The organism is uncultured Winogradskyella sp. (assembly GCF_947495255.1).
Lineage (GTDB): Bacteria > Bacteroidota > Bacteroidia > Flavobacteriales > Flavobacteriaceae > Winogradskyella.
Genome location: NZ_CANLYI010000001.1, coordinates 599,907 through 614,039 on the forward strand (window position 1 = coordinate 599,907; position 14,133 = coordinate 614,039).

The 14,133-nt window shown below is 31.2% G+C and carries 14 protein-coding genes; 10 read left to right on the forward strand and 4 right to left on the reverse strand.

Annotated features, from left to right (window positions below; translation table 11 throughout):
• Positions 1 to 39: 39 nt before the first annotated feature.
• The 4 genes from metG to Q0807_RS02600 all read left to right on the forward strand — a co-directional run bounded on the left by metG (position 40) and on the right by Q0807_RS02600 (position 5,201).
• The gene (gene metG, locus Q0807_RS02585) at positions 40 to 2,088 is read left to right on the forward strand and encodes a methionine--tRNA ligase (RefSeq protein ID WP_299106015.1); all 2,049 of its coding nucleotides are present in this window, start codon (positions 40 to 42) and stop codon (positions 2,086 to 2,088) included.
• Complete coding sequence (locus tag Q0807_RS02590) at positions 2,088 to 2,459, forward strand: hypothetical protein (RefSeq protein ID WP_299106018.1); 372 nt, start codon at positions 2,088 to 2,090, stop codon at positions 2,457 to 2,459. The genes metG and Q0807_RS02590 overlap by 1 nt, the downstream gene beginning before the upstream one ends.
• A 26-nt stretch (positions 2,460 to 2,485) precedes the next feature.
• Positions 2,486 to 4,612: a Tex family protein gene (locus Q0807_RS02595; RefSeq protein WP_299106020.1), complete on the forward strand. Its 2,127-nt coding sequence runs from the start codon at positions 2,486 to 2,488 to the stop codon at positions 4,610 to 4,612.
• Between the two features lie 70 nt (positions 4,613 to 4,682).
• Positions 4,683 to 5,201: a ferritin gene (locus Q0807_RS02600; RefSeq protein WP_299106022.1), complete on the forward strand. Its 519-nt coding sequence runs from the start codon at positions 4,683 to 4,685 to the stop codon at positions 5,199 to 5,201.
• 969 nt (positions 5,202 to 6,170) lie between these two features.
• Here Q0807_RS02600 and Q0807_RS02605 read toward each other — a convergent pair.
• From Q0807_RS02605 to Q0807_RS02615, 3 genes are read right to left on the reverse strand one after another with little or no spacing between them, the layout of a single operon-like run.
• Positions 6,171 to 8,417, reverse strand: coding sequence for a TonB-dependent siderophore receptor (locus tag Q0807_RS02605; protein ID WP_299106024.1), 2,247 nt, complete (start codon positions 8,415 to 8,417; stop codon positions 6,171 to 6,173).
• Between the two features lie 31 nt (positions 8,418 to 8,448).
• Complete coding sequence (locus Q0807_RS02610; RefSeq protein WP_299106026.1) at positions 8,449 to 9,357, reverse strand: FecR family protein; 909 nt, start codon at positions 9,355 to 9,357, stop codon at positions 8,449 to 8,451.
• Between the two features lie 45 nt (positions 9,358 to 9,402).
• Entirely contained in the window at positions 9,403 to 9,927 is a 525-nt protein-coding gene (locus Q0807_RS02615) for an RNA polymerase sigma factor (protein WP_299106028.1), read from the reverse strand.
• Positions 9,928 to 10,033: 106 nt separating this feature from the next.
• On the opposite strand from Q0807_RS02615, the gene Q0807_RS02620 reads away from it, so the two are divergent.
• Both Q0807_RS02620 and Q0807_RS02625 read left to right on the forward strand, forming a co-directional pair.
• Positions 10,034 to 11,104 (forward strand): hypothetical protein, encoded by a 1,071-nt coding sequence (locus Q0807_RS02620; RefSeq protein ID WP_299106031.1) that lies wholly within the window; start codon positions 10,034 to 10,036, stop codon positions 11,102 to 11,104.
• Between the two features lie 11 nt (positions 11,105 to 11,115).
• The gene (locus tag Q0807_RS02625) at positions 11,116 to 11,499 is read left to right on the forward strand and encodes a hypothetical protein (RefSeq protein ID WP_299106034.1); all 384 of its coding nucleotides are present in this window, start codon (positions 11,116 to 11,118) and stop codon (positions 11,497 to 11,499) included.
• 140 nt (positions 11,500 to 11,639) lie between these two features.
• On the opposite strand, the gene Q0807_RS02630 is transcribed toward Q0807_RS02625, so the two are convergent.
• Positions 11,640 to 11,807, reverse strand: a complete 168-nt coding sequence (locus tag Q0807_RS02630) for a hypothetical protein (protein WP_299106037.1) — start codon at positions 11,805 to 11,807, stop codon at positions 11,640 to 11,642.
• Between the two features lie 12 nt (positions 11,808 to 11,819).
• Between Q0807_RS02630 and Q0807_RS02635 the strand changes: the two genes are divergently transcribed.
• Genes Q0807_RS02635 through Q0807_RS02650 form a run of 4 tightly spaced genes read left to right on the forward strand, consistent with a single transcriptional unit; the run spans position 11,820 to position 13,939 of the window.
• A complete protein-coding gene (locus Q0807_RS02635; protein WP_299106040.1) occupies positions 11,820 to 12,119 on the forward strand; it encodes a T9SS type A sorting domain-containing protein in 300 nt (99 codons plus the stop codon).
• A gap of 33 nt (positions 12,120 to 12,152) precedes the next feature.
• On the forward strand, positions 12,153 to 13,007 hold the full coding sequence (locus Q0807_RS02640) for a DUF5777 family beta-barrel protein (protein ID WP_299106042.1): 855 nt from the start codon (positions 12,153 to 12,155) through the stop codon (positions 13,005 to 13,007).
• An 11-nt stretch (positions 13,008 to 13,018) separates the two neighbouring features.
• Positions 13,019 to 13,378 carry a hypothetical protein gene (locus Q0807_RS02645; protein WP_299106044.1) on the forward strand — a complete coding sequence of 120 codons (360 nt, stop codon included), beginning with the start codon at positions 13,019 to 13,021 and terminating at the stop codon, positions 13,376 to 13,378.
• 12 nt (positions 13,379 to 13,390) lie between these two features.
• Positions 13,391 to 13,939, forward strand: a complete 549-nt coding sequence (locus Q0807_RS02650; RefSeq protein ID WP_299106046.1) for a YceI family protein — start codon at positions 13,391 to 13,393, stop codon at positions 13,937 to 13,939.
• The last annotated feature ends 194 nt before the right edge of the window (positions 13,940 to 14,133 follow it).

Consider the following 14,133-nt stretch of genomic DNA (forward strand, 5'->3'; position numbering starts at 1 on the left):
ATATATTGCGTACTTTTGTGCCTTTAAAAACAATAATTCATGTCTAAGAGATATACCATAACAGCAGCATTACCATATACTAATGGACCCATACATATTGGTCATTTAGCAGGCGTTTATGTGCCAGCAGATATTTACGCACGTTATTTAAGAGGTACAGGAAATGATGTTGCCTTTATTTGTGGTAGTGATGAGCATGGTGTTCCAATTACTATAAAAGCAAAAAAAGAAGGTGTTACGCCTCAAGATATCGTTGATAAATACCATGCGATTATCAAAAAGTCTTTTGTAGATTTCGGAATCACTTTTGATAATTATTCTCGTACAACGGCCAAAATTCATCATGATACTGCTCAAGAGTTTTTTAAAACCCTTTATGACAAAAATGAATTTGTAGAAGAAGTTACAGAACAACTTTATGATGCAGAAGCTAATCAGTTTTTAGCGGATCGTTTTGTTACAGGGACGTGTCCTAAATGTGGCAATGAAGAGGCTTATGGTGATCAATGTGAAAACTGTGGATCTAGCTTAAATGCTACAGATTTAATAAATCCTAAATCTGCGATTACAGGCAACGTACCAACATTAAAAGAAACAAAACACTGGTTTTTACCTTTAAATAAACACGAAGACTTTTTACGTAAATGGATTTTAAAAGGTCATAAAAAAGACTGGAAACCTAATGTTTATGGTCAAGTTAAATCATGGATAGACGATGGTTTACGTCCAAGAGCAGTGACTAGAGATTTAGATTGGGGAATTCCGGTACCTGTGGAAGGTGGTGAAGGCAAAGTACTTTACGTTTGGTTTGATGCACCTATTGGTTACATCTCATCTACTAAAGAATGGGCTGCACGCGAAGGCAAAAACTGGGAAGATTACTGGAAAGACGAAAACACAAAACTCGTTCACTTTATAGGAAAAGATAACATTGTATTTCACTGTATTATTTTCCCATCGATGTTAAAAGCAGAAGGCTCTTATATTTTACCAGAAAATGTACCAGCTAATGAGTTTTTAAATTTAGAAGGCAAAAAGTTATCTACTTCTAAAAACTGGGCCGTTTGGTTACCAGATTATTTAATAGATTTTCCTAATCAACAAGATGTGTTGCGTTATGCCTTAACAGCTAATGCACCAGAATCTAAGGATAATGATTTTACGTGGAAAGATTTCCAGGCCAGAAACAATAACGAATTGGTTGCAATTTTTGGAAACTTCATTAATCGTGTGGTGGTTTTAACCAACAAGTATTATGATGGTATTATTCCTGAACCTTCGGATTATAAGGCTATCGACGAAGAAACTTTAGCGGCTTTAAAAGCTTATCCTGCAGTAATTTCTAGTTCTATTGAACGTTACCGTTTTAGAGAAGCCAGCCAAGAATTGATGAATTTAGCACGACTTGGAAACAAGTATTTAGCGGATGAAGAACCTTGGAAAACGATTAAAACAGATGAAGCACGTACTAAAACTGTGATGTTTGTAGCCTTACAAATCGCTTCGGCTTTAGCTGTTTTATCTGAACCTTTTTTACCTTTTACGTCAACGAAATTGAAAGGTATATTAAACTCTAATGATAATAGTTGGGAAGATATTTCAACAAAAGATATTTTAATTCCTGCCAATCATAAAATAGGAAAAGGGGAATTATTATTCTCTAAAATTGAAGATTCAGAAATTCAAAAACAATTAGACAAATTGGAAGCTAGCAAAAGAGCCAACGAAGCAGCAAATAAAATAACGGAGCCTCAAAAAGAAGAAATCACTTTCGATGATTTTACTAAATTAGACTTACGTGTTGGTACTATTATCGAAGCCGAAAAAATGCCTAAAACAAAAAAGCTTTTAGTCTTAAAAGTAGATACTGGTATAGATACTAGAACTATTGTTTCTGGTATTGCCGAAAGTTTTAAACCAGAAGACATTATAGGAAAACGCGTAACTGTATTAGTAAATTTAGCACCAAGAGCATTACGAGGTGTTGAAAGTCAAGGGATGATTTTAATGACTGAAGACGAAGGTGGTAATTTAGTGTTTGTGAATCCTGATACTCAAAACGTTTCTAACGGATTGCAGATAAGTTAATGTCAAAACCCTCAATAACAAGACAAGTAGTAGATTTACAAGCTCAGGCAGAGCGCCTTATTAGAACAAAAGGAAACATGCCTGAGATTGAAGCTTTTTCTCAATATAATGAAGAGATAAAAGCCTATTTGTTTAAATACATTGATGACGATTTTGTATTAAATTATATTAAAACTATTCCAAGTTTAGACATAGAAACTATTGAAATTAAATCTGGAATATTAACTGCAATAATTAGCCTGTTTTCTGGTGGCTCTGCTTCGGCTTACCACGAAAGACATAAAATAGAGGAAGCTCTAGAACAGATAAAAGAAATTTCTAACAAATACGCTTCTTGCGAAATGATGATTAGAAATTGTTTTGATAATTAACTCTTTAATTCATTACCTTCTTTTCAATGACTCAATTAATTCAATTCATAATATCAAAAACCAACTTAAAAGAACAATCTGTTAAAAATACAGTTGAACTCTTAAACGAAGACTGTACAATTCCATTCATTTCGCGTTATAGAAAAGAAGCTACAGGGAATTTAGACGAAACTCAAATTGAAGATATTGTTAAATATAAAGAGCAATTTGAAACTTTAGAAAAACGAAAAAAAGCAATTTTAAAAGCATTAGAAGAACAATGTGTTTTAACTGATGACTTAAAACAAAAAATTGAAAAGACTCAAGATTTAATTACACTTGAAGATCTTTACTTACCATACAAGAAAAAACGAAAAACAAAAGCAGAAACCGCTCGTAAAAATGGTTTAGAACCTTTGGCTAAAATAATAATGAGCCAAAATGCCAACAACCTAGAATCTGTAGCTTATAAATATATTAAAGGCGACATTAAAACCACTGATGATGCTTTAGAAGGTGCAAGACATATTATTGCAGAATGGATTAATGAACGTGCAGATATTAGAAATACGCTACGAAACGAACTAGAGCGTCGTGCTCAAATATCAACTAAAGTTGTTAAGTCTAAATCTACAGACGAAAAGGCTCAAAAATTCAGAGATTATTTTGATTGGTCTGAGAGTTTAAGCCGAATCCCTTCTCACAGATTATTAGCCATTTTAAGAGCTGAAAGCGAAGGGTTTATTCGTGTAAAAATTGAAATTGATGATATTAGAGTTTTAGAACGTATTGATAATAGAATCATAAAAAACCAGAATGCTTGTGCAGACCAAATAGAATTAGCGATTTCAGATGCTTATAAACGCTTATTGTTTCCGTCATTAAGCAACGAAGCCTTAAGCAATGCGAAAGAAAAAGCAGACGAATCTGCCATTACCGTTTTTGCTAAAAATTTAAAACAGTTATTATTAGGTTCTCCAATTGGTGAAAAACGAGTTTTAGCTTTAGACCCAGGATTTAGAACCGGTTGTAAACTGGTATGTTTAGATGCGCAAGGCAATTTAAAACACAATGAAACTATTTATCCACACGCACCAAAAAACGATAGTATTGGTGCTATAAAAAAGATTTCGAGCCTAGCAGAAGCGTACAAAATTGAAGCCATTGCTATTGGTAACGGAACAGCATCACGCGAAACAGAAGCTTTAATACGTAAAATTCAATTTAAAAACGACATTCAGGTATTTGTAGTCAGCGAAGCAGGTGCTAGTATTTACTCGGCTTCAAAAATTGCTCGTGAAGAATTTCCTAATTACGATGTAACCGTTAGAGGTTCAGTTTCTATTGGTCGACGTTTGCAAGATCCATTGGCCGAATTGGTAAAGATTGATGCTAAATCTATTGGTGTTGGACAATATCAGCATGACGTGGACCAAACCAAACTTCAAAAGCAATTGGATATTGTTGTAGAAAATTGTGTGAATGCGGTTGGTGTTAATATCAACTCAGCAAGTAAACCTTTATTGAGTTCTGTTTCTGGTATTGGACCAAAACTAGCCAAAAACATTTTTGATTACAGAAAGGAACACGGAGTTTTCAAGTCTAGAAAAGATATTATGAAAGTGCCACGTTTAGGTGGAAAAGCTTTTGAGCAAAGTGCTGCCTTCTTAAGAATAAAAGGTGCTAAAAATCCTTTGGATGATTCTGCAGTGCACCCAGAAAGCTATGCTATTGTAAAACAAATGGCAAAAGATGAAGGTGTTTCACTTGAAGAATTGATAGGGAATAAAGTCATTCTTCAAAAAATAGATTTAAAAAAATATATTTCCCCACAAGTCGGTTTATTAACACTTGTAGACATTATTAAAGAGCTTGAAAAACCAGGTTTAGACATTAGAGAAACAGCTAAAGTGTTTACATTTAATCAAAACATAAAAACTATAACCGATTTACACGAAGGGCAATTATTACCAGGTATCGTTAATAACATAACCAATTTTGGCTGTTTTGTAGATGTTGGTATAAAGGAAAGTGGATTAATACATGTATCTAACTTATCCGATAGTTTTGTAAAAGATGTTAATGAACATGTTAGTTTACACCAACAGATAATTGTAAAGGTTTTAGAAGTTGATGTGGCTCGAAAACGGATTCAGTTGAAGTTGCATAAGTAATACTTAAAAAAATCACACAAAATTATATAGTAAATTCACTATCCTTATATTTGTATAAAACACGGAAACTATGTTATCAAAATCTATAGAAGCAGCTTTAAATAGTCAAATAAAAATAGAAGCAGAATCGTCTCAAGCTTATTTGGCCATGGCAGTTTGGGCAGAAGTAAAAGGATTAGAGGGTGTTTCTAGTTTTATGTACGACCAATCTAATGAAGAACGTGAGCACATGCTAAAATTGGTAAAATTTGTTAACGAACGTGGTGGACATGCACATATATCAGAATTAAAAGCACCTAGTGTTACCTTTAAATCTTATAAAGAACTTTTTGAAAAACTCTTAGAGCACGAAATTTTTGTTTCAGAAAGCATCAATGAACTGGTACATATCTCATTACAAGAAAAGGATTACGCTACTCATAACTTCTTGCAATGGTATGTTGCAGAACAAATTGAAGAAGAAGCTATGGCAAGAACCATACTTGATAAAGTAAAAATGATTGGTGACGATAAAGGTGGTTTATATTTATTTGATAGAGACATACAACAACTTACTATCAGCTCTGCAGCAGAAACACCTGGTGCTTAAAATGTTAAAATTATTTAGATTAAATATAAATAATTATTTTTGTTATATTGATATCATTTCTCAATGGGCAAAAAAAGAAAAACAAAAAGCTAAAGAAGGAACGTATTAAAGTTCTAGAAACTTCTGGTATAGCATCTCTTGGAAACGTTAAGTCTAAATGCTGCAAAAAATTTAAAAAATCTGAAAGTAAGCGTTGTAAAAAATGTCCTTGCTTTGATTTATTAAAGAAAGTAGCATAAGCAGCTAATTAGCTTCGTAATATATTTAAGGCTCAAACATTTTAATAACATAAATTGATTAAAATTGAAATTTTGATTTTAACAATGAGTTAGAATCAAAAAAATTAAATCTTTAAAGAGTATCTAGCTTAAAATTATATTATAAAATCTGAAGTTTTAAAAATTAAAACTTCAGATTTTTACGTTTGTAGAAATTCCTCACTCACAGAGATAAAAGTCAAACCTTTATTAACGGATTACAATACAGCATCACTTAAGAACATATCATTAAAAGATGTAAATACTTATAACAGTAATACTATTTTAAGTGAAAATAATAACATTCAAGAACTAGATGAAGTCGTTGTAAAATCTAAATTAAATTTAGAATTAGAAAGAAAAAACGAATTGAGTTCTAGTAGATTTGGTATTAGTGATGGTTTTAAATATCCAAATGGTGCTATAAAATTCATACTAAAAGATCAAATGAAAAGGCTTCAAAAGCTTATAAATTCTCATTATTGTTTAGTCCTAAGAAAACATTTTACTCACCTAAATATAAATATTATACTGATGATTTTTATAAATCCTAAGGTGTAATAGCTTGGAAAGCTAATTTAAAGGTTGATGAAAACGGTAATGTAATGGTAAAAATAGCCAAGCCAAAAATACCTATCACTTTATATATAGAAGGTATTGCAAATGACGGTTCATTTATTATTGAAAAGAAAACCATATCAGTAAATAGACGTTAAAAATTAACTCTAAAAACCACATTTGGAGTGCGTCCTAACGAATGTTGATTAACCTCTTCAATAACACTATTATTAAGTCTATAAAAAGAATTGATAGTGTTCTTTTTGTCTAACAGATTCCAAATGGATAAACCAATATTAGCAGTAATCGTTTTTATTAATTTGAAGTCGTACAAAGCAGAAACATCAACTCTGAAATACTCTTGTAACTGACTCGTATTTGTGGCTTCGTAATTAATCGCGTTATCTATGATTTCATTTCCAGTTACAGGATTTGTTTTCGGTCGTCCAGAATTCCAGTTGAAGCCTGCAGAAATTTTAAGATGATCTGCAGTATAATTGGTTCCAAAAGTAACGGCATGTGTCACATCAAAATTATTAGGAAAGCTATTTTCTGGTAATGAATTAAACGTATAATCATTATCCATATAGGCATAACTCAACCATGAATTAAACTTATCAAACTGTTTTCTTACTATAAAGTCAATACCTTTTACTTCATAATTCCCTGAAGTTTTTACAAACTCATATTGATTTTGAAAACCTTGACTTTGAGTCGTAATTCCTTTAACTTTTTTATAATAGCCTTCTGCACTAATCAACCAATTACTTTTATTAAATGAAAGGCCTAAAGAAACCTGTTTACTCTTTATAACAGGAATTTCATTTTCATCAGACAATTGCCAACGTCGTTTTTCCACACCCAAAAAATCATTCTGAAAATTAATAACCTGTGATGTATTTTGATGCTTAAACTCTCCCAAGAATTCAACAGAAAAATTATCTAAAAATTTATGAAAAAAGCTTAATCTTGGTTCTAATAGATGTTTGCGAAACTTATTAATATAATTATACCTTAAACCAGTAATAAGATTAGTGTTTCTGTCTTTTGATTTACAAGAGACTTCAGAGAAAACACCATGCGTTCTAACAACTTCAGACACTAAATTTCTAAAAACAGGATTATTTACATCATCTAAATTGGTAATTTTAGTTTCTACAAAATGATACCCATTTTGCCATTGTAAGCCATCAGTAATTTTATTTTTTAGTTTTAGTTTTATACTCGTTTCAGATACTATATTCTCTTGAAGAAAACGTTGTTCGTCTAAAACATTAGCGTTAATTGATTTTAATTTATAATCGGTTTCATAAGCTTCAATAGTCGTTTGCCATTTACTATTCCAAATTCTTGAATATGCAATTGCACCAGCAATACTATTTTGAGTTAAACTACTTTCTCGAGAATCTTCAACCGAATTAACCATTGTGTTTTCATTAAATACCAATTGATTGGCAACATTGATAAAGTTTACTCTTAGTTTTTCTTTGGAGCTAATATTATAAAGCCAACGAAAAGACACATCATAAAAATCGAATGTTTTATCTGAATTTATAATATCCATGGCATTATTTTCAACTTCAGTATCTTGAGAAATACGCTCAAAAAAATTAATGTAGGTTGGCGTTTCTGTAAAATCACTTATAGATTTACGTGCAGCGACTTGAAGCGATGATTTCTTACTTATTGGTACATCTGCAAAACCATTAGCATCTATAAAATTAATCCCTAAATTACCTTTAATTTTTTTGGAAACTTCTCTGTCAGTTTGCATAGCAATAGTTCCAGAAATACCATCTGTAAACTCAGTCGCAGAACCATTTTTTGTAAGCGATACACGTTGTGTGATTTGAGGATTGAACATAGAAATCAATCCGAAAAAATGACCAGATTGGTACATTTTAATATCATCCCAAAGGATTAAAGTTTGGTCGTGAGTTCCACCTCTTATATTTATATTAGAAACGGTTTCGTTACTACTCTGAATACCAGGAAATGCTTGTACAGCTTGTAAAACATCTGTATCTATTAAACCTGGAAGAATATCAAAATCTGAAATATCAATCTCAAAAGTACCATTTTTCAACTTATTAATCCCTTTTACAATATAACCAGAAACCATAACTTCAGATAGTTCCTGAAGCTTTTGCCTTGTTGTTTTAGCAATCACTAAAACCATATTATCATTGGTTAATGTATAAGTGAAATTGGTTTTTTCTCCTAAATAAATCAAAACCATACTTAGCGATAAATCTTTTGAAGGTGCAATAATTTTAACTTCAGAAATGGCATCTTCAGCATAATTAAATTGAATATTAAATTGGGTCTCTAAAGTTTCTATTATTTGAGTAAGTGGTAATTTTTCGTTAGAACTTTGCGCTTTAGTTTTAAGAGAAAACATAAAGCTTAAAAATAGGATTAAAATATAAAGCCTAGTTTGTTTTGTCATAAATTAGAACTTGATTGGATGAACTAATTTCAAACATTAAACCCATAGGTTTTGTGATGGATATGAGTGCGTTTTTAAGATTTTTATGAACAAAACTACCTGTAAACAATCTGGTTTTATTTGTGTTTTTAAAGGTAACATCAACATTATATTGACGTTCTAACTCTTCAAAAACTTCTGTAAGCGGAATGCCTTTAAAGCTACTTCTATCGTTTGTCCATTGTGGCTCTGTATCCGTCGTTTTATATTCGGTAAATGTGTTGTTAAGTATTCTAAAGGTTTCTCCAACTTTCAATTGTCTAACAATGGTATCTGACACTACTTTTACAACACCTTCGTAACACTTTACTTCAAAATAATTTAGTCTAGTTTTTACATTGAATTCTGTACCAACAACGGTTACAATTCCATTGTCTGTAATCACATCGAAGGTTTTGCCTTTAGCAACTTTAAAATAAGCTTCGCCTTCTAGGTTTACGCTTCGTTTGGATTCCCAATTATCTTTGTTATAAGATAGTTCAGATTCAGCATTCACTAACACCAGAGATAAATCGGGTAAGTTTGTCGTAGAATGTTGGCTAGCCAAAGTTTGAATTTCAACGACATCAGAATTAAAAACTGTAAAATACAGTCCAAAGCCAATAAGAAAAACAGAAGCAATACGAAGCAAAGGTTTTAACCAGTTTAAGCGGTTTGCTTTAGGTTTGTTTTCGTAAGCGTCTTTAAAGGTTTTAAAGGTATCCACTTTCGAAAAATTTGATGCTTTAAAATATTGCGCCTTATTTATTATTTCTTGATTTATTCCATAATCATTGCGCTCACTAAATGCTTTTTTTTCAGCATCTGTAAGTTCATTGTTTAACCATTTTTTTAATAAATCGTCTTCTGTCATTTCTCCTCCTTATCTATATAACAAGTTTGGTCTTATTTCTCCTTATTATTTTATCTTAAATCCTTCAAGTTCTTTTTTCAAAGTATTAAATGCACTGTAAATTCTGTACTCGACTACTTTTTGACTTACACCTAAAAATTCAGCAATTTCACTATGTTTTTTTCCTTCAACTTTACTTAATAAGAATGCAACTCGATGTTCTTCCTTTAAACTAGAAAGCACCTTATTATATTTTTCTAAGTATTCTTGTTGCTCTAAAATAAACTCTGGCGTTTCATTATTATAAGCCTTAGGTTTAATCTTTTGGTAATTTAAAACTACTTTTTGATGCTTATACTCGTTGAGCATCATATTATTTGCAACTGTGAACAAAAAGGATTTCGCTTTAGCAAAAGTGACTTTTTTACAATTGTCCCATAGTTTCATAAAGGCATCCTGAGCCTTGTCTTTTGGGTTAAAATGCGCTCCATATTTATAGTACAAAAAATCATGCAAATCATCTGCGTACTTATTGTAAACACGCTCAAATGTAGATGCTTTGCAAATATTTTCGTTTAGGTCTTTTGGCAACTTATTTTAGTTTGCGTTAAAGGTATTGAAATATTTTTTTAAAAAATGTTCAGTAGTTTTTACAACTCAATTGTTATATATTAAATGGCAACTAATTATAGCCATCATGAAAACAAAGGTTTATATTTTATTATTATTTTCTGCGGTTTTGCTGTTTACATCGTGCCGAAAAGAGGAAACGGAATTTATTGAAGCTCCAGAAGAAGAAACACTTCTTGCTAATTCTAGCATAGCACTATTAATACAACGCACTACTACAAATGATGGTTCTAAAAATAATATTATTGATAAAGCCAACTGTTATAATATTGCTTTTCCTTATGCTGTAAATGCCAATAGCCAGCCTATAACAATGAATTCTATATCAGATTTTGTAACTGTAGAATGTATTTTTGACGCTTCGGATACTGATGTAGATACATTAACTATTCAATTTCCTATTACTATAGTTTTAGCAAATTTCACAGAAATTATAATTAGTAACTCTACAGAACTCACTTCTTATAACGATACGTGCAATGGCGAAAATGAAGTAGACGATGATATTGAATGTATAGACTTTCAATACCCAATTGAAGTATCAATCTTCAATACTAATAATGAATTATTAGAAACTATTAATTTAGAAAGTGATAACCAACTTTATGGATTTGTTTCAAATATAAACACTAATGATATAGTCTCTTTTACATTTCCAATCATGGTAATGCTTAGTGATGGTTCAGAAATTAGCATTGCTGACTTTAACGAATTAGAAACCACAATTGTAAACGCAATTAACAGTTGCGACGAAGATGATGATTACGATTATAATGATGATGATTGCGATGATTGTTTTCCTAATGAAATAAAAGACCTACTAACTAGCTGTTCTGATTGGCAAGTGAATAGATTAAAACGAAATAGTACAGATTACGATACGGTTTACGATGGTTATACCTTCAATTTTTTTACGGACGGAACATTATCTGTGTATTGGTCTGGCATCACAGCCTATGGAACTTACACAACTAGTGGAATCGGTAATGATTTAGAGGTTGTAATTAATGTACCACAACTCCCTTTATGTAATAATAATTGGATTTTACAAGAAGTGAGAAACTGTAGTCTTGATACTGAAATTGATTTAAGAGTTGGCAATGATGATAGATTGCAATACTATAATAATTGTAATTAAAAACATATAAAATGCGAAAGTGGATAATTATAGTACTCGGTTTAATAATTGCTGCAATTGTTAGCTACAATTACATTTATCAAGACCACAGAACCATTGAAAATGAAACGACAGAATTTGTTATGACTTCACAAGAAATTAAAAGTCAATTTTCTAAAGAGATAAAAACTGCTGAAACAAATTATTTAAACAAAACGATAGAAGTTTCTGGCTTGGTTTCAGAAATAAACGCAAAAGATATCACTTTAGATGATAAGGTGTTTTGTCAGTTTTCGGAAACTATTGAAGCTTCAATAAAAAACAATTCAGCCTTAAAAATAAAAGGACGTGTTATTGGTTACGACGACTTATTAGAACAAGTAAAATTAGACCAATGCACCATTAATAATAATTAACAATAACCATTTAAATTTAATAATTATGAAAACAAGATTACTCATTTTAGCACTTATTGGCTTTTTTAGCGTTAACGCACAAACAACATAACCTTGACTGGTTTGCAGGTATTGGGTCAAATGTAGACTTAACAATAACTTCAGGCGACACGGTTATTTGGACATGGACCAGCCCAAGTCATACCGTTGAAAATATCGATGGAAGTTCTGTTGAAACTTTTAATAGTGGCTTTCTTGGCCCAAATGGCTCTACGTTCTCCTAAACCTTTACCGTAGTTGGCGATAATGACTACTTCTGTGGTGTCCATGGAGCTAATTGCATGTCTGGAACTATTACTGTTGAAGAAAGTTTAGGAATCGATGATGAAACAATAAATACTTTTAAGATTGAAAAAAAACCTGTAGATTCTAACTTAAATATCACTTTGGGGCAATCTATTTTAGAAGGTAATGTTGTCATTTACGATTTGTTAGGAAAACAATTTTTAACGACAACCATCAGTAATACAGGCGATATCTCTTTTGATGTTTCCTCACTGAAGAAAGGACTATATCTCGTTTCTATTAATTCTGAAAACGGTACAGAAACGGAGCTTTTATTAAAAAATAAAGTTCTTTAAAAACTCGATTTACTTAAATTTAATAACTCAACTATGAAATATACTTTTTTATGCTCACTGCTATTTGCATGCTTGTTTTTAGGTGCTCAAGAAGAAGATTTATTAAGTGAAATAGATACAGATTCTGTTACAGATAATTTTGTAACCGCAGCTTTTAAAGGGTTAAAAATTGTAAACTTTGAATCTACAAAACTAGTCGCAAAAGAAGAGTTAACCATGGTTGTCTCACATCGCTTTGGAAGCATAGAAAATGGTTTTGATAGTTTCTTTGGGTTAGATGATGCTGTTACAAGACTTAATTTTGTTTACGGACTTACAGACGCTTTTAATGTAAGTGTTTCTAGAAGTTCGTTTCAGAAAATTTATGAGGCATCAGCAAAATATAGATTAGTAAGACAGAAAGAAAACGGGTTTCCGTTTACCATTGTTGGCTATAATTCAATACTTATAAATTCCGCATTAGAAAAAGAAAATTTACCGAAGTTAGAATTTAAAGATCGCTTAGGTTACACAGTACAACTGTTAATCTCTAAAAAAATAAATTCAAAATTGTCGTTAGAATTAGCGCCTACGTTTTTTCACGACAATTTTGTGGCTTATAATGATCAACACAACTCACAATATGCCCTTGGTTTTGGTGGACGACATAAACTAGCAAAACGTTGGTCTATAAATGTAGATTACGGCTGGCATTTAAACAGAGCAGAAAACTCGCCTTTTAAAAACCCATTATCCATTGGTTTCGATTTAGAAACTGGAGGTCATGTTTTTCAAATGCATTTCTCTAATGCGCAGGCCATGAATACAAACGGGTTTTTAGGACAAGCCACAGGAGATTGGAGTGATGGGAATATTTATTTTGGGTTTAATTTAAGTAGAGTGTTCTAAAAAAATAAATTATGAAAATTAAAAACTTATTATACCTTTTATTAGTCATTTCATTTTACAATTGTTCTTACGTCAATGAAGATGATTTAACTGAAAATCTCAGTGAAGACCTGGTTAATTACGAAGATAATATAAAAACCATCATTGATAATAACTGTATTGCCTGCCACAACAATCCGCCTGTAAACGGAGCTCCAATGTCATTAACCACTTATTCTAATGTCAAAGATGCTATTGAAAATAGGAGCTTGATTAACCGTATTTCGTCTACAGATTTAGGATTTTCGATGCCATTTGGTGGGCCAAGATTACCTCAAAACTTAATAGACCTCCTTCTTTTATGGGAAGCAGAAGGGTTAATTGAAAATTAAAAAAACAGCTATATGAAAACGTTCACATTTATAATATTAGTATTAATTGGATTGAGTACCACTGCCCAAAATAGGTATTTAACCAAAACTGGTTCACTATCATTTGAAGCTTCCGTACCTTCTTTTGAAGAAGTCGCAGCAAAAAACAATGTAGTAACCGCAATTTTAAACACTGAAACGGGTGAATTTGCAGCGCTAGCTTTAGTTAAAGCATTTCGATTTAAAAATGCTTTGATGGAAGAGCATTTTAATGAAAACTATGCTGAATCTGATGATTATCCTAAAGCAATATTTAAAGGAAAAATAGATGATTTCGATATCGCAAAATTAAATGAGTTAAACACAGAAATGCTTATTTATGGATCTCTTACGTTTCATGGCGTTACTAAGGATTTAAAATCTATTACTTTAACTCTAAAGTTAGTGGACAACACTATTACTTTATCTGGTAGTTTTAAAGTAATGGTTTCGGACTTTAAAATTGAGATTCCTAAAATTGTAAAGAACAAATTATCTGATGAAGTTTCTGTGGCTTTTGAGTTCGAACTTGTAAAGAAGTAACTTTACCAAATCTTAAAAACACATCTTTAATAAAAATAGTCACACTTAAGACACCAGTATATATATTTGAAAAAAAATAAGTTTTATCAAAAAAAACTAATAAGTCACATCAAAAAAAACTAAAATAACAACACCATATATAATATAAAGATTGTTATTTGTTTTATACCAAGTAAATTTTAGAAATCATTTGG

What these genes read in the sequence shown, in the direction of transcription:
- metG (WP_299106015.1), top strand. Translation starts at nt 40, where the DNA reads ATGTCTAAGAGATATACCATAACAGCAGCATTACCATATACTAATGGA.
- Q0807_RS02590 (WP_299106018.1), top strand. Translation starts at nt 2,088, where the DNA reads ATGTCAAAACCCTCAATAACAAGACAAGTAGTAGATTTACAAGCTCAG.
- Q0807_RS02595 (WP_299106020.1), top strand. Translation starts at nt 2,486, where the DNA reads ATGACTCAATTAATTCAATTCATAATATCAAAAACCAACTTAAAAGAA.
- Q0807_RS02600 (WP_299106022.1), top strand. Translation starts at nt 4,683, where the DNA reads ATGTTATCAAAATCTATAGAAGCAGCTTTAAATAGTCAAATAAAAATA.
- Q0807_RS02605 (WP_299106024.1), bottom strand. Translation starts at nt 8,417, where the DNA reads ATGTTTTCTCTTAAAACTAAAGCGCAAAGTTCTAACGAAAAATTACCA.
- Q0807_RS02610 (WP_299106026.1), bottom strand. Translation starts at nt 9,357, where the DNA reads ATGACAGAAGACGATTTATTAAAAAAATGGTTAAACAATGAACTTACA.
- Q0807_RS02620 (WP_299106031.1), top strand. Translation starts at nt 10,034, where the DNA reads ATGAAAACAAAGGTTTATATTTTATTATTATTTTCTGCGGTTTTGCTG.
- Q0807_RS02625 (WP_299106034.1), top strand. Translation starts at nt 11,116, where the DNA reads ATGCGAAAGTGGATAATTATAGTACTCGGTTTAATAATTGCTGCAATT.
- Q0807_RS02630 (WP_299106037.1), bottom strand. Translation starts at nt 11,807, where the DNA reads ATGGACACCACAGAAGTAGTCATTATCGCCAACTACGGTAAAGGTTTA.
- Q0807_RS02635 (WP_299106040.1), top strand. Translation starts at nt 11,820, where the DNA reads ATGTCTGGAACTATTACTGTTGAAGAAAGTTTAGGAATCGATGATGAA.
- Q0807_RS02640 (WP_299106042.1), top strand. Translation starts at nt 12,153, where the DNA reads ATGAAATATACTTTTTTATGCTCACTGCTATTTGCATGCTTGTTTTTA.
- Q0807_RS02645 (WP_299106044.1), top strand. Translation starts at nt 13,019, where the DNA reads ATGAAAATTAAAAACTTATTATACCTTTTATTAGTCATTTCATTTTAC.
- Q0807_RS02650 (WP_299106046.1), top strand. Translation starts at nt 13,391, where the DNA reads ATGAAAACGTTCACATTTATAATATTAGTATTAATTGGATTGAGTACC.